The organism is Myroides marinus, from assembly GCF_900109075.1.
Classification (GTDB): Bacteria; Bacteroidota; Bacteroidia; order Flavobacteriales; family Flavobacteriaceae; genus Flavobacterium; species Flavobacterium marinum_A.
In genome coordinates this window covers 470795-489408 of sequence record NZ_FNYS01000001.1, presented here as the reverse complement: position 1 = coordinate 489408, position 18614 = coordinate 470795, and the positions used below count along the sequence as shown (strand labels likewise).

Annotated in this window: 18 protein-coding genes; 14 read left to right on the top strand and 4 right to left on the bottom strand. The window is 33.7% G+C overall.

The window, feature by feature from the left end:
• The first annotated feature begins 12 nt into the window (after positions 1 to 12).
• Positions 13 to 1479 (top strand): carbohydrate-binding protein, encoded by a 1467-nt coding sequence (locus tag BMX53_RS02230; RefSeq protein WP_074744373.1) that lies wholly within the window; start codon positions 13 to 15, stop codon positions 1477 to 1479.
• Between the two features lie 61 nt (positions 1480 to 1540).
• On the opposite strand, the gene BMX53_RS02225 is transcribed toward BMX53_RS02230, so the two are convergent.
• Positions 1541 to 2356 carry an XRE family transcriptional regulator gene (locus tag BMX53_RS02225; RefSeq protein ID WP_038986952.1) on the bottom strand — a complete coding sequence of 272 codons (816 nt, stop codon included), beginning with the start codon at positions 2354 to 2356 and terminating at the stop codon, positions 1541 to 1543.
• 585 nt (positions 2357 to 2941) lie between these two features.
• Between BMX53_RS02225 and BMX53_RS02215 the strand changes: the two genes are divergently transcribed.
• From BMX53_RS02215 to BMX53_RS02200, 4 genes are all read left to right on the top strand, one after another.
• Positions 2942 to 3160, top strand: a complete 219-nt coding sequence (locus BMX53_RS02215; RefSeq protein WP_038986953.1) for a hypothetical protein — start codon at positions 2942 to 2944, stop codon at positions 3158 to 3160.
• A 431-nt stretch (positions 3161 to 3591) separates the two neighbouring features.
• Positions 3592 to 3942 carry a hypothetical protein gene (locus BMX53_RS02210; protein ID WP_038987000.1) on the top strand — a complete coding sequence of 117 codons (351 nt, stop codon included), beginning with the start codon at positions 3592 to 3594 and terminating at the stop codon, positions 3940 to 3942.
• A complete protein-coding gene (locus BMX53_RS02205; RefSeq protein ID WP_038986954.1) occupies positions 3939 to 4397 on the top strand; it encodes a CHAP domain-containing protein in 459 nt (152 codons plus the stop codon). Before BMX53_RS02210 ends, BMX53_RS02205 begins: the two co-directional genes overlap by 4 nt.
• Before the next feature lie 12 nt (positions 4398 to 4409).
• On the top strand, positions 4410 to 4922 hold the full coding sequence (locus tag BMX53_RS02200) for a hypothetical protein (RefSeq protein ID WP_038986955.1): 513 nt from the start codon (positions 4410 to 4412) through the stop codon (positions 4920 to 4922).
• 10 nt (positions 4923 to 4932) lie between these two features.
• Here BMX53_RS02200 and BMX53_RS02195 read toward each other — a convergent pair whose 3' ends face one another.
• The gene (locus BMX53_RS02195) at positions 4933 to 5544 is read right to left on the bottom strand and encodes an ATP-binding cassette domain-containing protein (RefSeq protein ID WP_038986956.1); all 612 of its coding nucleotides are present in this window, start codon (positions 5542 to 5544) and stop codon (positions 4933 to 4935) included.
• 497 nt (positions 5545 to 6041) lie between these two features.
• On the opposite strand from BMX53_RS02195, the gene BMX53_RS02190 reads away from it, so the two are divergent.
• From BMX53_RS02190 to BMX53_RS02180, 3 genes are all read left to right on the top strand, one after another.
• A complete protein-coding gene (locus BMX53_RS02190; RefSeq protein ID WP_038986957.1) occupies positions 6042 to 6485 on the top strand; it encodes a hypothetical protein in 444 nt (147 codons plus the stop codon).
• Between the two features lie 100 nt (positions 6486 to 6585).
• A complete protein-coding gene (locus BMX53_RS02185) occupies positions 6586 to 7086 on the top strand; it encodes a septal ring lytic transglycosylase RlpA family protein (protein ID WP_038986958.1) in 501 nt (166 codons plus the stop codon).
• Entirely contained in the window at positions 7070 to 7471 is a 402-nt protein-coding gene (locus BMX53_RS02180) for a septal ring lytic transglycosylase RlpA family protein (protein WP_038986959.1), read from the top strand. Before BMX53_RS02185 ends, BMX53_RS02180 begins: the two co-directional genes overlap by 17 nt.
• Before the next feature lie 3 nt (positions 7472 to 7474).
• Here BMX53_RS02180 and BMX53_RS02175 read toward each other — a convergent pair whose 3' ends face one another.
• Positions 7475 to 7942: a CYTH domain-containing protein gene (locus BMX53_RS02175; RefSeq protein ID WP_038986960.1), complete on the bottom strand. Its 468-nt coding sequence runs from the start codon at positions 7940 to 7942 to the stop codon at positions 7475 to 7477.
• Between the two features lie 98 nt (positions 7943 to 8040).
• Between BMX53_RS02175 and BMX53_RS02170 the strand changes: the two genes are divergently transcribed.
• Positions 8041 to 10137 carry a site-specific recombinase gene (locus BMX53_RS02170; protein ID WP_038987001.1) on the top strand — a complete coding sequence of 699 codons (2097 nt, stop codon included), beginning with the start codon at positions 8041 to 8043 and terminating at the stop codon, positions 10135 to 10137.
• Between the two features lie 111 nt (positions 10138 to 10248).
• On the opposite strand, the gene BMX53_RS02165 is transcribed toward BMX53_RS02170, so the two are convergent.
• Positions 10249 to 12129, bottom strand: a complete 1881-nt coding sequence (locus BMX53_RS02165) for a monovalent cation:proton antiporter-2 (CPA2) family protein (RefSeq protein ID WP_038986961.1) — start codon at positions 12127 to 12129, stop codon at positions 10249 to 10251.
• A 184-nt stretch (positions 12130 to 12313) separates the two neighbouring features.
• Here BMX53_RS02165 and dinB point away from each other — a divergent pair, with 184 nt between their 5' ends.
• The 5 genes from dinB to BMX53_RS02140 all read left to right on the top strand — a co-directional run bounded on the left by dinB (position 12314) and on the right by BMX53_RS02140 (position 18592).
• Positions 12314 to 13384 (top strand): DNA polymerase IV, encoded by a 1071-nt coding sequence (gene dinB / locus BMX53_RS02160; protein WP_038986962.1) that lies wholly within the window; start codon positions 12314 to 12316, stop codon positions 13382 to 13384.
• Positions 13385 to 13414: 30 nt separating this feature from the next.
• The gene (locus tag BMX53_RS02155; RefSeq protein WP_038986963.1) at positions 13415 to 14311 is read left to right on the top strand and encodes a S66 peptidase family protein; all 897 of its coding nucleotides are present in this window, start codon (positions 13415 to 13417) and stop codon (positions 14309 to 14311) included.
• Entirely contained in the window at positions 14311 to 14670 is a 360-nt protein-coding gene (locus BMX53_RS02150; protein WP_038986964.1) for a YraN family protein, read from the top strand. The genes BMX53_RS02155 and BMX53_RS02150 overlap by 1 nt, the downstream gene beginning before the upstream one ends.
• A gap of 296 nt (positions 14671 to 14966) precedes the next feature.
• Positions 14967 to 17363, top strand: coding sequence for a TonB-dependent receptor (locus BMX53_RS02145; protein ID WP_038986965.1), 2397 nt, complete (start codon positions 14967 to 14969; stop codon positions 17361 to 17363).
• Positions 17364 to 17443: 80 nt separating this feature from the next.
• Complete coding sequence (locus BMX53_RS02140) at positions 17444 to 18592, top strand: PepSY-associated TM helix domain-containing protein (RefSeq protein WP_052243565.1); 1149 nt, start codon at positions 17444 to 17446, stop codon at positions 18590 to 18592.
• Positions 18593 to 18614: the final 22 nt, after the last annotated feature.

The window sequence follows — 18614 nt, the reverse complement described above, 5'->3', positions numbered from 1 at the left end:
AATAAAAAAGTTATGAAAAGATTTTTACTTGTTATGTGTGCAACTCTTGGTATTATGGGAGTCTCTATGGCACAGAAATTAGTGATCAAAAAAAGTGTAGTATATGTAGATAAAACTACAGATCCTCTTGCGAGTATACAGAAGCTAGATAGCCAGACTTATGTATATAAGAATCCTAAAGGAGAAGATATTTTTAAATTAGAAGAGATTAGAGAGTATACTCGAATTGGTAAGGTGTTTCACGTGATAAACGTGACAGATATGCGCAATGGTAAGAGTAATAATATACCTTATGAAAGCTTGTCTTTTGCGATTGGTAATGAGACGGTCTTTTTTGCGATAATTACTAAGGGACAGTACAAGCTAATGAATGACAAAGGAATTGACTATGAGGTATTAGATGCTTTAATGGCAGAGCCTAAGAAAGATGTTATGGTCAATGTAAAAGCTATCAATGATTCTGTAAATGCAGTGATAGAAAAAGGTATGGCAATCGCTAAGGAGAAAAAGGTAAGTATAGGTCTTGATAACAAAATCTATAGCGATAAAAAAGAAATAGGAAATGTAGTTATCAAGGTAAGTAAAGATCAAAGTATCTATGCGTTCTTTAGTAAAAAGACAAAACAACCTATAGGTTACTGGACTAATTACAAAGAGAATTTCTCTATGGGGGATTTATATAAAGCTTCTACTCCTGGCTATACTTTATTTACGTATGACAATCAGCGTTTTGTAGTAACGCCTCGACCTAAAGATATACCTGGCCCTTCTCATGCGATGGAATTATTAGCAATTATGTATGCTAATGGAATAGACTTTGAATCAATAGATGATAAAGTAATGGCAGAAATAATTGAAAAGTTAGCAGAGCAAAAACGTATAGCTAAAGAGAATGATGCTAATATCCGTAGAGAAAAAGGATTCTTAATAGATGCAAACGGAACTAAAGTAGAAGGAGAAATCTCTATAGCTTTTGATAATGCAGATAAAGCTGATGACGCTACTGCTGGTTGGACTAATGTGGCAGATGTGTCTAGTTATGGAAATAAAGTGTATGTCTATGCTGCTAATGAGAAAGGAAAGATTAAGTCTACTAGTTATAAAGCTAGTGATAAAGTAAGTTTTGAAGTAACTTTAGCTAAAGATGGAAAAGTAGAGAGATACGAAGGGTTTAGTTATGATATAGCGAATAAGACTATAGGTTTTTTAAATAAGTTAAGTAGTGGGTCTACATTCTTTAAACATATTTATGGAAGTAATAAACTAGGACTTTATTATAGTCCTACAGAACGATTATATGCTATAAAACTTAAGGATGCTCAAAATGGCTTTGCTGCGACTAGAAGCGATCAGGATAAGTTAGTAACTGCTATTAAAGAGTACTTGAGTTGTGAGACAATAAGCTTTGATGGAATAGATTTGTTCACTATCGAAGGTCTAAAGAAATTAATTGACAACTATGATGCTCAGTGTAAATAAATTGAGTTATATCTAGTATAAGAAAAGCCCAATCTGAATTAAACAGATTGGGCTTTTTATTTTAGAATATACGTTTGATAACGTGGAATATCTGATAAACGTTGTTTATAGGGTAATCAAAAGGTTCGTATATCTTATTACGACTGCTTAGTGTAATAAGGCCATTCTGTTCATCGTAGTTAGTAATATCTTTTAAGAAGGTAGCATCTTTAGTAATGATGATAAATCCGTAAGTAGTATTTCTAAATCCACCTTCCCATAAGTGACGGCCTACTTCACGTCCTAATACTTCTGCACCATCTGGTGTATCTTCTATATTACCACCATTCATAGAGTCTCCTACTACATCAAAGGCCTTATAATGTCCCAATCCGAATTTATCTACTCTAAACTGTATGGTGTCAAACTCCTGTATAAGCTGTACATCGTCTTGGTAACAAGTGATGTATGAAGCGTGGGCTGAAGAAGGTATCTTTAGCACTTCTATGTAGATACGACCATCAGGGTAAAAGGTAAACTTATTACCATGATTATTATACATAATCTCAGGTACTGTGTCTTTAGTAATATTAGTTGCTTCAAAATTATATAATTCTTGTCCTATTGGATCTCCTGTCAATTCTTGTATTGTAGAAGAAGCGTTAGAAGTCAATATCATGCTTCCTTCTCCTGTTGATAACCAATGTTTACTTAGACTCTGTGCAAATTTGGTAAGATTCTCTATAAAGTTGTCACTGATGTTTACACGTCCATTCACTATCTGAGAGAAAGAAGACTTCGTGTAGCCAAGCTTTTGTGCTAGGTCAGTCTGGTTCTTTGCTAATCCTTCAAATATGACCCATTTGATAGCATCATTAACGCGTTGTATTCTGTCCATTCTAGTAATATTTTTAAAAACTTTGTTTTCTTTTAGTTTTAATCGAAACTTTGTTTATATGTTTGTTTCGAAGTAAGAGCAAAATTAGTCAAAAAAAGCATAGATAGCTAATTTTAAAGGGATAAACTAAGGTTTTAATTCATTAAAGTACTTTTGTTAAGAGAAGATTTACCTTGTGGTTAGTACCTTTAGTTAAGGTTTTATAATAACTATGTTTTGATTCTGAGTAGTTTTTTAAGTAAATAACCATATAAACCAAAAAATTATGAATGCAATGCTGAGTACATCAACCATCTTTATAGGAGGAGAGCCTGCTATACTGACCTTAAAAGAAAACAAAGTATAGAACGTGAATTATATCTGTATCACGCACTGTATCGAACGAGAGGGACTGAATATTTTACCGCAGGTGAGCGTATTAGTATTAATCAAGAGAGGGGATATCATTTAAGTGTAGGTAGTGAGGAGGAGTTAAGAGCGTATCAGATATCTAAAGATCTAGAGCTGAAACTTACTGTACTGAAGAAAGTATTGTAGTAGAGTGCATGTAAATTAAGTTTCGATTAATGTGTAAAAGAAATGATTATGACAAAGAAAAAGACTAGTGGTCAAGTGAATAAGCTAAAGAGATATAAACTAATTCTGGATTTGTACAATAAATACAAGACAGATGATATCCCTACCACGGTGGTATGGAAAAAATATATCTGTCCTGTATATCCTATATCTCGTACTACACTGTATGAGGTGCTAAATACACCTGTGTATAGAGAGCTAGCTAAGCTAGAGAATCTGGTAGATTAAGGTTATTAACAACTGTTATTAACAATGTGTATAAGTGTTCAATATGTTGATTTGTAGTGTCTTATTTTGTTGATAAACTATAGAGATGATATGTTGTGAATAGGTTATCAACAGTGAATATAAGAAGTGAACATAGTTGTTCGGAGACTTGACAGAAAGTTGAGTAAGGATTGAAAAAAGGCAATCTTTGTAAGTGTAATTAAGAGTGGTATTCATATCGTATGATAAAACAAGGCCTTGTTTATATGAATATCTTATAAGAAGTAATGTGAACTAAAGCATTTGACTTAGTAATAAAATCAATAATCATTAACGGTTAATAGATCTGCTGTATTAGAGTGGAATAGGATGAGTATGTCTTATTGTGAGAGACAAGAGGTGTAATATGTGTAAGTATGTATAAAGTATAAACAACCCAAACCAGTATGCTAATGAATGAAACGATAATAGTGGCTGTAGTAGGTTTAGTTTCATCATTAGCGACATGGTGGGCGGCTAGACGAAAGACTAGGGCTGAGGTACAGATGTCTGAATTAGACAATGTGGAGAAATCATTAAAATACTATAGAGATATAGTGGATGATCTCGGTAATAAACTTAGAGAGGCTACTAGCGAGCTGTATAAAACGTCTAATCTCCATCGTGAAGCGATAGATGAACTTACTGCTGCAAAAAAGGTAATTATTAACCTAGAGCAAAGATTGGAGCAACTTGCTTTACAAAATAAGGAGTTGATTAACGAATTGAGAAAGTATAAACAGTTAAATGGAAAGAGCGAATGAGAGAACAGTTAATAAAACAGGCTAGAAGCCAACTTTATGTGCAAGAATGGCCTATCAAGAACAATAGAGGACCTGGTGTAAAGAAGTATCTAAACAGTGTAGGGCTAGGTGAGGGCTATGCGTGGTGTATGGCTTTTATATACTGGTGTGTACAGGAAGTATGTAATGACTATGGAGTACAGAATCCTCTACAAAAAACAGGAGGGGTATTAGCACAGTGGAATGGTAGTAAAGTACTACGGGTAGATAAACCTGAGAAAGGAGATGTGTTTATTATGGATTTTGGCAAAGGGCTAGGGCATGCTGGGATAATAGTAGATGTAGAGGGAGATGTCATAACCACGATAGAAGGAAATACAAATGATGAGGCTAGTAGGGAAGGCTATATTGTCGCTGAAAAGAAGAGAAAGATAAAGTCGATTAACAAAGGATTTATAAGAGTGTTTAATAAATAATCAAAACAAGTTATGACAAGAGAGTATATATATGTGAGGTTTCTCTTTGTGTTGGTAGTTGCTCTACTATTAACGAGTTGTGGTAGTCGACGCACTGCTATAAACATGCAACCAACAACAACAACAGAGCAGGTCACTCAGTCAGTAGAGGAAATTAAGAGAGATACTGTATTAGTCATTCCTGCAGATAAGAGTCAGTATGTCGCGGACTTAGCAATACAAGGGAATATGATAGTGGTAAAAGACGCAAATATAAAACGCAGTAAAAACAAGGTGTTGCAACCGCCTAAAGTACAGTTGGTAAACAATAAACTAATGGTGGACTGTGAGGTAGAGGCTCAACAAATGTTTTTAGAATGGAAAGAGAAATTCATTAAAGAACAGAGAGTCATAGAAACGAAGATTCCCATAGCTGTACCGCTAGAGTTATCAACATGGCAACAGACACAGATCTGGCTAGGACGCACCTTATTACTACTCATGACTCTAGGCAGTGTAGGTTATGGCTTAAGGTCTAGAGTGTAGTAGAAAACTATTATTCATTTGAAGATTTCTCCTTTAATACTCCGTTCTCTAAATGCAGAGTTTTAGTTGCGATAGTATTGACTATATCAGCATTGTGGTCAGTGAGTAAGATTATCTTGTGTTTAGCTTTTTGTTTAATTACTTGAGCTAAAAACTCCTGTAATAGAGGAGAGATTCCTGCAAAAGGCTCATCTAGTAAACAAATAGGTTGAGGTAGGTTTAATACATATAGCGTCTGGATAAACTGTTGTTCTCCTGACGAAAGATGGTCTAACTTGGTATTCATTTTTTGAGCAAAAGAGGTTTGTTCTATTTCTACAGGTGATATTACATCTTTTAGTTTTAAGTGCTTGGGGAAAAAGATGAGTTGTGGTTTATAGCTGATGTATTTGTTTAGGTGACGTTTATTAGTGATGACTTTATTATTGATATTTATATAGATAAAATCGGGTGTTATAATACCAAATAAGATTTTCATCAGAGTAGATTTGCCCGTACCGTTTCTTCCTTTAATGATTAGTATATCTCCTGTTATGGCTGCTAAATAGACTGCGTGTAGTATCTTCTTATTGGCAACGGTATAGCTTAGGCTGTCTACAGAAAGTGTATGAGTTATGTCCATAATACTAAAATGCTATAGATTAGAGTAGATAGTATAAAACATACTATAGCTGTTAATACTAGTATTAGAGCGAGGTTCAATTGCTCATTGCGGTGATAGTATAGTTCGTTCTTTCTGAAGCTATAGAAATATAGACAGTACAAAGCAATACTAATAAAGGGAGCGAGAAAGAATACCTTCAATATTCCTATAGTCAGTACAGTGTTAAGTATGACTATTGTGATGATTGACTGCCTGGGGATGTACTTCTTAATAGTCGTCATTGAGTTGGTAATTAGTAGAATAGAAAATTACTACTATTTTATAGATAAAACTATACAGTTTATGACAATTTAGCTTATCAAAGAATTAGACTAAAAGATATAAGGCGATAAAGCCTTATAAATGTTGAATATTTGGCTGATTTAAGGAGAGTGTGAATTAATTGTAAATCTTCATTCTAGGTGTTAGCATTCAATAGATTTAAGTATATTTGCCTCTAAACTAATAACATCAATATGGAATTCAGTACTATTATTAAACAAGCGCACTCAGGTGTAGCTTATTTAGCATTAATCTTCCTAGTAATCGTGGTAATCAACGCTTTTGCAGGAATGTCAGGAAACAAAGAGTTTACAGAGAAAGACAGAAAATTAGGATTGTTTGGTTTAATCTTTACACATATCCAGTTATTGTTAGGTCTTATTTTATATTTCGTTTCTCCAATGGTTCAAAGCATGGGAGTAGCAATGAAAGATTCTACAATGAGACTTTATGCTTTAGAGCACCCATTGATTAACATCATCGCTATTGTATTAATCACTATCGGATGGTCTAAACACAAGAAAACTGCAGACAGCAAAGGTAAGTTTAAGAAATTCGCTATTTTCTATACTTTAGGTCTTATCTTGATTTTATCAAGAATTCCATGGAAAATGTGGTTACCAAGTTTATTCGCATAATTGCAATTTAAAATATAGAGAAAGGATCTTCGAAAGAAGGTCCTTTTTTCGTTTGGTATGCTTCTTGCAAATATTACTTCGTGGAAAATTAAAAAGTGGCATGAAAGCATATCAATACATCATCGGAATATTACTTATTACATTCTTATCGAGTTTTAGTGGAAGCACTACAATCGTAAAAGATAATAAAGTGAAAATTGCATTAGCGAAAGTAGTAAATGACTCTGTAACGGAGGACAATGATTCTATCGTTATGGCAGCAGATACAGAAGAAGATTTTATTGTATTAGATGAGGACACTCAAGCTTCATATTACCACGACAAATTCACTGGAAGAAAGACAGCTAGCGGTGCAGTATTCAATAACAAAGAGTACACTGCAGCCCACAAGACACTACCTTTCGGTACTAAAGTAAAGGTTACAAACTTAAAGAATAAACGCTTCGTTATCCTTACAATCACAGACCGTGGACCATTCGTAAAAGGAAGAAATATCGATATGTCAAAGAAGGCTTTTAGTGACCTTACTGACAATGTAGGTAGAGGAGTTTTAGATGTAAAAATCGAAAAATTCGTAGGCGAAAATGAAGAACAGTTATAGTATTAAATATTATATAAGTTTCTGCTTTTTAATCTTATTTTTAGGGAGTTGTTCTACTTCCAAATCCACAAGTTATTCTACAAAAGGCAATTACAAATCTAATGTAACTGCATCTTATTACCACAAAAAGTTTAATGGAAAGCGTACAGCAAGTGGGGAAAAATTCCACAATTCGGGGATGACAGCCGCACATAAGTCTTTGCCATTCAACACTAAAGTAAAAGTTACGAACACAAAAAATAAAAAATCTGTAAAAGTTCGTATAAATGATAGAGGGCCTTTCACAAAAGGCCGTGAAATCGACCTTTCGAGAAAAGCTTTTATGAAAATAGCAGACCACAAAGGTGAAGGCCTGCTACAAGTCGATATTAAAGTTATCAAATAGAGTTTACCAGTTTTTATAAGGATTATTAGCTATGTATGAGTTATAGTACCTTAAATCTCCTGTTACTTCTTGTCCTAACCAGCTAGGCTTACTGAATTGTTCGTCTTCTGAAGTTAGTTCTATCTCTGCAAGGATTAATCCTTCATTATCTCCATGAAAGACGTCTACTTCGAAAGTGTGTTCTCCAGAAGTAACTAAGTATCTTGTTTTAGAGATTACATAATCTTCGCATAGATTTATTAATTGATTAGCTTCTGTGTAATCAATTTGTTTCTCCCACTCTAGTCTTGATGTTCCAGATTCATTACTTTTACCTTTAATAGTGATAAAAGCTTGTTCGTCTTTTAATCTAATACGCACAGTGCGTTCAGGATGAGAGTTGAGATATCCTTGAGTTATTTTATTAGATTTATGAGATTGGTCAATGAATTCCAGTGTGTTGACTAGAAACTTTCTTTCTATTTCTATCATTGTTTTAAGAATAAAATGTAATTTTATGCCAAAATAAAAGATTTTATTTTACTAACTGTTTAAAAGTAGATTTTTTTTAAAAAATGAAATTAAGACATATGTTACGCTCACCGCATGGTGTTGAAGAATTGTTTAATAAATATGTTATTGACGGGAAGGTATATGCTACAGAGGATTTGCTTTTTATTGTTGAATTAGTACATATTTTTAGACCAAAGAATAATAAAAAAATTAATAGAGTATCTATAGATGCTCTTATCGCTTATCTAAAAACTCACGATATAGAGAGAGTGGCTCTAATGAATTATCTAATAGAGCTGTTGTCAAATAGAAATTTCAGTAGAATGGTATCAGATGCTGGTATTCTACAAGATGCTGATTTCTTTGATGAGGTGAAGAAGCGTATGTGGGCAAAGGTATTGCCTTACCAGCCGGAGAAAGATACTTATGAGTATGTATTAAATCAAGTGTTCTATAAGCATACTGATGCAGAATGGGTATTTATGATACCTGAAGAGCAATTGATAGAATTGTTTTCTCTATTAGAGTTTAGCTCTATATTCTCAGATAAGAATGATGGGTCAACACTTAATGAGTTATTGACATCTATAGATATTATTACTCAGCGTATGAGTGGTAGAGCGATGGAGAGTTCAATCATTAATATGGTACCTGAATATTCTCATCTAGAAAGTCCTTTTAGAGCGTTAGAACATGAGTTTACCGTAGTGTTACAGAGTTTTCAGAAGGGAGAAATTAAGTTCTTATTAGAATCAGATATTAACTATAAACAGATTATAGTCTTACATAAACAGTGTCAAGAATTCGTTAATCAAGCGTTTAAGAATAGTTCGAAGTATGGTATATCAATGAAGGTAAACCAAAGCTTACTACGCCTTAGACAACAATTAGCTAGGGTTAATGTTCTTATATCTGTATTAGTGATGCCTGAAGCAACACTTACTGAGAAAAGACAGAATACGCTGAAGTTTGCTCGTAAACTGATAGAGTATAACTGTTATAAGTATAATGTATCAGGTCTTATCAAAGAGAGTACTCAGCTAATCTCTTATGAGATTACTCAACATACTGCTAAGACTGGAGAACATTATATCACTAATACTGGTAAAGAGTATTGGAATATGTTTAAAGGAGCTATGGGCGGGGGAATTATCGTTGGTTTTATGTGTATTCTGAAGGTATTTGCACATGAAACAGATGTTAGTGGATTCGGTCATGCGATGCTTTATAGTTTAAACTATGCTTTAGGTTTCTGTGTTATTTATCTTTTAGGATTTACACTAGCAACTAAACAGCCTGCTATGACTGCTGCTACTATTATCAAAGCTATCGAGGATGGACGTAAACAACATATAGATGATGCTGATAAGCACATTGGCTTCGCTAAGTTATTTGCTCGTTTATTTAGATCACAGTTTATTGCCTTTATCGGTAACGTGATATTAGCATTCCCAATGGCTCTATTATTGGTATGGGGAATAGATATGTTATTTGAAGTGAATATAGCTGAGCACGATTGGTCTAAGATGTTAGTAGATGCTGACCCTATAGAATCGAGAGCTTTGTTTCACGCTGGTATAGCTGGTATTTTCTTGTTCTTATCTGGTATTATATCTGGTAATGTATCGAATAGAAATAAACACAATAAAGTGTTCTACCGTATTCAAGAACACCCTTGGCTAAAACGCAATATAGGATATACTAGAACGACTAAATTAGCGAATTGGGTAGATACTAAGTGGCCTGGTATTGCTTCTAATATTTGTTTCGGGTTCTTTATGGGTACTTGTGGTACTATTGGTGTATTCTTAGGACTAGGAATAGATATACGACACATTACTTTCGTAAGTGGTAATATCGCTTTAGGATTATATGGTTCAGGCTTTGATGCTCCGATGCATATGTTGATATGGGCATTTATAGGAATGTGGATGATTGGGTTTATGAACTTCTTAGTAAGTTTCTCTTTATCGTTATTCTTAGCATTCAGATCTCGTAATATTCCTTTTAAAGAAACAAAAGACTTAGTTAAGGCTACATGGAGACATTTTAGAAGTTTCCCTATAGAATTCTTTTTACCGACCTCTAGTGGTGTAGTAGAGAATCCGCACAACCTAACTACAGGTAAGGCTTCAGATAAGAAAGAAGATAGTAATAAAGATAATTCTCATTAATTGAGGATAATAAATATAAAGTAAAAGGCAATCACTAAGATAATTTTAGTGATTGCCTTTTTTGAGAACTGTATAAATAAAAAGGCTTTCGTTTATGAAAGCCTTTTTGTATTAATTATCTGAAGGGAATACATCTGTTCTAACTTCAGCATTATGTTTATTGTTTCTTGTATTCTGTAGATTGCTTTTCATCATTTCAGATTGCTCAGCGAACTCTAGTCTTGATACATTAATGTAGTCTTCTAAATTGTGTATGTTTTTAGCTAGTTTGCGAAGGGATGCTCTATCGCTCTTAATGAATAGTTCACTCTGAGCATTTGCTTCTTCATGGCTGAAACCTAGCTTTTCTAGCATTACTCCGCCTACATATACAGCAGAGAAGAAAGTCTCTCTATAGACCTCTGTAAGGCCGTCTTGTAGATATTCGTATGCATTCTTACGGTTCTTAGCTCGTACGATTACTTCTACATTAGGGAAGTGCTTACGCAGCACAGCTACTAATTGTTGATTTAATTCAGGAGGATCCATAGCAGCGATTACATAATCGGCATGGTCAACACCTATAGATTTTAGAATATTGATAGATGTAGCGTCTCCATAATATACGTTAAATCCTAGCTTTCGCAAGTGATCAACACGTTCTGCATCATTGTCAAGTACAAGTGTTGGTATATCGTTAGCTTGTAAAAGACGTCCAATAGTATTACCAAAGTCTCCGAAACCTGCTATAACAATTTTCTTATGTGCTGTGATATTAGTTAGGTCATCGTATTCTTGTTTTTCTTTAGTCGAAGGACTTAATCCTAAGTATGGAGCAATCCACTTCTCGTTTAATAGTAGCAAGATAGGTGTAACAACCATAGAAAGAGCTGTAGTGGCTAATAAATAATCGTACCATTGAGAGTTGATTAAGTTAATCGTTTTAGCTAATGCTAAGATTACGAAAGCAAACTCTCCTACCTGTGATAGTAAAATAGCAAATAAGAAGTTCTGATCTTTAGGAAACTTCTTCCATTTACCAATAGCTAATAAAACGATTGCTTTAATACTCATAGCTCCTACCAACAAAGCTAGAATTACTAATGGCTCGTTCTTAATAATATCAAAGTTAATTGTGGCTCCTACGGCGATAAAGAATATACCTAGGAGTAGTGCTTTAAAGGGTTCTATATCACTTTCTAATTGGTGCTTATAAGGATTGTTGGCTAATACAACACCTGCGATAAAAGCTCCAAGTGCTGGTGATAGACCAACCATTTTCATTAATAGTGCAACTCCAATTACTAAAAGTAAAGCTGATGCAGTATATATTTCCCTGATCTGTAAACGACCAACAGATCGGAATAGAGGATTTACAATATAGTTACCTACTAAGTAGATAATAGTTATAGCTCCTAGGATAGCCAGAGTTTTCATAAACACTGGGGCACCATCTAACCAGCTATTAGCTTCTGTACTAATAGGGGTTTTAGCTGTAACTGCTAATAAAGGAATGATGGCCATCATAGGGATTACCATAATATCCTGGAAGAGTAGTACTGCAAAGCTGGATTTACCGGCATTGGATTGGTTTAGACCGCGTTCTGATATAGTCTGTAGAATAATCGCAGTAGAAGACATTGTAATGACAAAACCTATGGTTATAGATGTACCAATACTCAGATCTAATGCGAAATAGGCTATGGAGGCTACTACAGCAGTAGTACCTACTGCCTGGGCGGTACCAAGACCAATTATTTCATTTTTTATTTTCCAGAATTCTTTAGGGTCTAGTTCTAATCCTACAAGAAATAGCATCATTACTACTCCAAATTCTGTAGCATGCATAATATCTGCACTGTCATTACCAACAAACTTTAGAACAAAAGGTCCGATTAGTACACCCGCAAATAGATATCCTAATACTGATCCCATTCCTAGTTTTTTAGATATCAGTACACACACTACGGCTGCAAAGAGGAAGACAAATGCTTGTGCCAAAAAATCATTCATTACGTATAGCTCTTTTTTTTAGTTAATTATAGGGTAAATTACCCATTATTATTTTCATAGTCACTACAAAATTATAAAAAGTGAATAGGAAAGTTAAGAATAAGTTTAAAAAAAAGTAGTTTATTTTTGTAAAGCAGATAATTAAGCTTTTTCAAGTAATTTCGTTTTGCAATTTATTGATTGAATGAATCGTAAGATAATACATGTAGATATGGATGCGTTTTATGCATCAGTAGAACAACTAGACTTCCCTGAACTTAGAGGTAAGGCTTTAGCTGTGGGAGGAAGTGAAGAGAGGGGAGTGATAGCAGCTGCTAGTTATGAAGCTAGAAAGTTTGGTGTGCGAAGTGCGATGAGTGGAGTAATGGCAAAAAAGAATTGCCCTCATCTAATTTTTGTCAAACCTAGGTTTGAGAGATATAAAGAAGTTTCTCGTATTATCCGATCAGTATTTTATGAATACACTGATTTAGTTGAACCTTTGGCTTTAGATGAAGCATTTTTAGATGTAACAGAGAATAAGATAGGATGCCCTAGTGCCACATTGATTGCGCATGAGATCAGGATGAAGATATTAGAAAGAACGGGTCTAACAGCGTCCGCAGGTATTTCTATTAATAAATTCTTAGCTAAGATAGCTAGTGATTACAACAAACCAAATGGGCAGAAGACAATTGAACCAGATGAGGTTATTGAGTTCTTAGAAGAACTAGAGATTAAGAAGTTCTTTGGTATTGGTAAGAAAACTGCTGATAAAATGTACCATCTGGGGATATTTACAGGAAGAGATTTAAAGACAAAGTCAGTTGAATTTCTTGCTGAGCACTTCGGCAAGTCTGGACAATTATATTATGATATTGTAAGGGGGATAAGTAATTCTCCTGTTCGACCTAATCGTACTATTAAATCTGTTGGAACTGAACGCACATTTGATGAGAATCTGTCTTCTGAGATATATATAGAGTCTCGTATAGAGTCATTAGTAGAAGAACTTAGTTTAAGATTAAAGAAGCAGAACCTCGCAGGTAAGACAATTACTTTAAAGATTAAATATTCTGACTTTGTGCAACAAACACGTAGTACTACTGTTCCTTATTTCGTTTCAGATTATGATATTATTCTTGACTTAGCTAAATCTTTATTGTATCAGGAGAAGTTGAAAGACTCTGTTAGGTTAATTGGCGTAGCTTTATCTAACTTAAATACTGATGAAAAGAAAAAGCCAATAGCAGTACAATTAAGTTTTGATTTTTAAATTTGTAAGACAATATAATTACACACAATAATGATAAGACCAGATTATTTAAAACAAGGAGATAAAGTAGCTATCGTATGTACAGCACGTAAGTTTAGTAGAGAAGAAGCTAAGTTAGCTATTGAGTTAATGAATTCTTGGGGATTAGAAGTTGTATTAGGAGATACTATAGGGCTAGATAATTATCAATTAGGAGGTACAGATGAAGAGAGAGCAAATGACTTTACTAAACAATTAAAAGATCCTGATATTAAAGCAATCTGGTGTGCAAGAGGTGGATATGGGACAGTGCGTATTATTGATGAGATTGACTTTACTGGTTTTGTAGATAATCCGAAGTGGATTATAGGTTTTAGTGATGTGACAGTGTTGCACAGTCATGTTCATAATCTTGGTGTAGAAACAATACATGGGATAATGGCATTCAGTGTTGAAAAGTCTTTAGTAGAATCAAGAGATTCTTTATATAGAGCCTTGTTTGGGCAAGAGCTATCTTATCAGATTAAAGGGGTTGAGGAAAATAGATGTGGTAAAGCTAATGGAGTATTAGTGGGAGGTAATTTGTCAATTTTATATAGTCTACTTGGTTCTCAGTCATCTATGGATACCAAAGGAAAGATACTTTTTATAGAGGATTTAGACGAGTACTTATACCATATAGATAGAATGATGCACAATCTTAAACGCAATGGTTTATTAAATGACCTGGCAGGTATTATAGTTGGTGGAATGACAGATATGCACGATAATGCTATTCCTTTTGGATATGATGCAAAACAAATTATCTTATCTATTACTAAAGAATTTGATTACCCTATCGTTTTTGACTTTCCTTCAGGACATGGAGTTAGTAATCTAGCGCTTAATCTAGGAAGAGAGGTAGAGCTAGAGGTGTTGCCTAATGTTGTTTCTTTAAAATTTAAGTAATGGCTATTAATCACGATGTTGGAAAAGAGGGAGAAGAAGCTGCTGTACAATACCTTATTAATAAAGGATACGAGATTGTCATAAGGAATTATTATGCAGATAAAGCAGAGTTAGATATTGTAGCTTTAAAAGAAGGTATTCTTGTGTTCGTAGAAGTGAAGACGAGGAGCTCTTTAGACTTCGGTTCTCCTCAAGACTTTGTGACTAATAAAAAGATTAAGCTAATGATCAAAGCTGCTAATTTCTTTATTGAAGAGTTCGAAAGAGAAGAAGAAGGTAGGTTTGATATCATAGCTATTCATAAAGTGGGTAACAACTTTGATATTGAGCATATAGAAGATGCCTTTTATTTCTTTTAAAGGTATAATACGATTTACTTAAAAGTGTTTTATTTTAAAATTCATATAAATAACAGTTTCTTGCCTTAATAAAGTAATTATACTTTTTGAAAGCATAGTCAAAAATAGACAGATATTGTCAAATTAGTAGTTTTACTACTGCTACACTGTTGTTTCTTTAATTTTACTTTTATTATTTGCCTTTAAATTTGGTTTTTTCTTCTTTTATTTAAAAAAAGTCTTAATAAGGTTTGTTAGTTATTTAGAATCAATTTACTTTTGCACAAGTTAAATGAGTCTAAATAATATAACTAAGTATGAAATTAATAAATACTCTTTTATTTACTATTGGTGGGGTAATAGTAAGTATGGCGCAAACGTCTACTATTAAGGGACGTATCGTTGATGAAGGTAATAAACCCATTCCTTTTGCTACTGTTGAGATTGTAGAACTTAATATTGCTACTCAGACTGATAATAATGGAGAGTATGTGTTTAATAACCTTAAGAAAGGAAAACAAACACTTAAAGCTAGTTTTATAGGATATGCTAATACTTCTAAAGCATTAACTGTAAATGAAGAAGGTGGTGTAGCTAACTTTACTTTAAAACAAATCGAGAACTCATTGTCGAATATTACTGTTTACGGTAAGAGTAATAAGAGTGTAAAGAAATTACAAAACTTGACAAGATTGCCTTTAGGTCTTCAAGAGCAAGTTCAGAATATATCAATTGTTTCTGACGCTATCATTGCTGAGCAAGGAGCTTTATCTGTTACAGAAGCAGCACGTAACGTAGCTGGGGTTACTCAGTTTGCTAGTTACGGAGGAGTTAAAGAGAGTATGTCTATCAGAGGATTTAGAGGAACACCAATTCTTAAGAATGGTGTGGCTTTAGATTCAGATTTTAGAACAGCTGCAGGTATTGTGGATATGCAAGGTGTTGAGAGTGTTGAGGTAATTAAAGGATCAGCAGCTATCAACCAAGGTATTGGTAATGGATTAGGAGCAGCAGGTGGAGTTATTAACGTTGTTACAAAAACTCCAAGTTTTAAAAATAAAAGAGAAATAGGATTCAGAACAGGTAGCTACGGACAAGTTCGTCCTACTATTGATTTCGAACAAGTATTAGATAAAAAAGAAACTGTTTCTTTTAGATTCAATGGTGCTTATGAAAGAAATGATGGTTTTAGAGCTTATACAGGAAATGATAAGTTTTACTTAAACCCATCGCTTACTTATAAGCCAGATGAAAAAACTACTATTACAGCAGAACTAGATTACTTAGAGTCTAATGCTGTGCCTGATTTAGGAACAACTAACTTAGGTCCTGATAATGTGAATGCTCTTTACGACATGCCACATAATAAATTCTTAGGATACAAAGACAATTACCTAAAAACAAATATCCTTACTTATACTTTTAGAGCAGAGCGTGAATTAACTGATAAGTTAAGCATTAGAGTTTCTGCAGTTACTGCTTCTAATAGAAATGATCAAGAAGCTTTAGGTGTAAGCAAAAATAAAAAATTAGGATATGACTACTTAAATAGATCTTTATCTAAGTCAAATACTAAAGATGAAAATAGCGTAATCCAAGTAGATTTAGTTGGTAAAGATTTTAAAACAGGTGTTTTAAAACATACTTTCCAAGTAGGGTTTGACTTTAGACAAACTACATTGACTACTAATAGTTATGATACTTACCTTAATGGTAAGAAATTCGGAAGAGGAGATTTTATTGATACAATCTATGTTCCTGGAGAATGGTCTAATGAACGTCCTGATGGAGTTACTTTTGGACATAAAGGAGAGACTATCGTGACAACACCTACTATAGGATTTATGGCACAAGATTATATTCAAATTGGAGAATATGTTCGTGCTTTAATGGGAGTTAGATACAGCAGATTAAATGGTAATACTACTGAAAACGCTACTGTTGACCGTTGGAATCCTATCTTTGGTTTAATCGTTACACCAGTTAAGAATATTAATGTATTCGGTTCTTATACAACAACAACTAGTTTAAGACAATCTAATAATCAACTTGTTGATGGTAGCGTAGGTGGACCTCAAGATACTAAACAGTTTGAAACTGGAGTAAAAACAAGTTGGTTCAATGAGCAGTTATTGTTCAATGTAACTTACTTCAATGCTAAAAACAGTAACCTATTAGCTCAAGTATATGATGCAAGTGGGAATGCTGTTCCAAGTATCTATGAAAGAGCGGGTACTTTAAAACGTCAAGGAGTTGAGATTGATTTAACAGGTAAAATCACAAATAATTTACAAGTGATGATGGGGTATGCATATTTAGATGCTCAATATGTAGATAGCCCAGTTTACTATGAAGGATCAGCTCCTATGAATGCACCAAAACATACAGCTAATGCATGGGTTAACTACCAATTCGATGGTTCATTAAAAGGATTAACTGTTGGAGCAGGTGCTTACTTTGTTGATGCTAGACCAGTGAATGAGTATAGTTTAACACCAGATGCGCATGGTTCTACAACAGGAGTTAAACCATTTGATATGCCAGATTATACAACTATTAATGCTCAGGTTTCTTATTCTTATAAGAACGCGACATTACGTGTATTCGCAAATAATATCTTTGATAAGAGAGGATATACATCATACTACAGAGGTGGATATATCAATGAGATAGCTCCAAGAAACTTTGCAGCCCAATTAACTTACAGATTCTAGTTAATATATTTGATTTAGTAAAAAAACACGACTTTATTCTTTTTTGAATAGAGTCGTGTTTTGTAATTATAACCCTTTTTATGAAATCAGAGAAGAAATACAGTTTTCGTCAATTAATGAACGACCTACATTTATGGTTAGGTATTGGTAGTTCTATTGTTCTTTTTATCGTATGTCTAACAGGTACGATATATACATTTAAGAGTGAGATACAGTCTATGATGGCTCCTGAAATGTATAAATTAACTGAGGTTAAAGATGAGGTATTACCAATCAATGAGCTAAAAGAGTTTGTTGAGAGTTCATACCAAGGGAAAGTTCAACGAGTAAGTATCGCTAATCAAAAAGATAAGCCATATATGTTCTCTGTTGGTTTTAAAGATAAAGAAAAGAAGAACGAAACCGTTTATCTTAATCCTTATACTAAAGAAGTTGTAGGGAGTGGTAAAGGACCAGGTGATGAGTTTTTCATGACTGTGTTTAAGTTACACAGATGGTTATTACTAGAGAGTGAAATAGGTAGACCAATAGTAGGAGTAGCAACTCTTATATTTGTTTTCTTATCTATATCAGGGTTAATCTTATGGTTCCCAAAGAAAATAAAAGGTTGGAAGAGCTTTAAGCCTGGATTTAAGATTAAGTTTAATGCAAAGTGGAAACGTATTAACCACGATTTACATAACACTTTAGGTTTTTATACTTTATTGATTGTTGTGATTATGTCTTTGACTGGACTTTGTTGGTCTTTTGAATGGTATAAAGATGGATTGAGTAAAGTATTAGGGACTAAAGTATTTGGTGGGCGTAATGAAGCTAAACCAGAATCAACATTCGTAGATAGCAAGACAATTACACTGGCAGAAGCATTAGATATAGCGAATAAAGAACTTCCTTTTGTAGCAAGAAATATTTCTATCTCTATCCCGAAAGATTCGATAGGAAGTTATGAGATTAATAAGAATGATTTAGTTCGTTTTAATGAGAGCGCTACTGATCGTGTGTTTATTGATCAGTACAGTGGTTCAGTTTTAAAGAAAGAAGTCTTTGCAGATAAGACAGTAGGAGAAAAAATATCAGCTTCTATTAAGCCATTACATTTAGGTGATATTTATGGAAAGTTCTCTAAGACTATTTATTTCATTGTCTGTTTAATAGCGACTACATTACCAGTAACAGGTATTTTTATTTGGTTAAATAAGATGAAAAAAAGTCCAAGTAAGAAAGTATAACATTTCTTTATAAAACAGATGT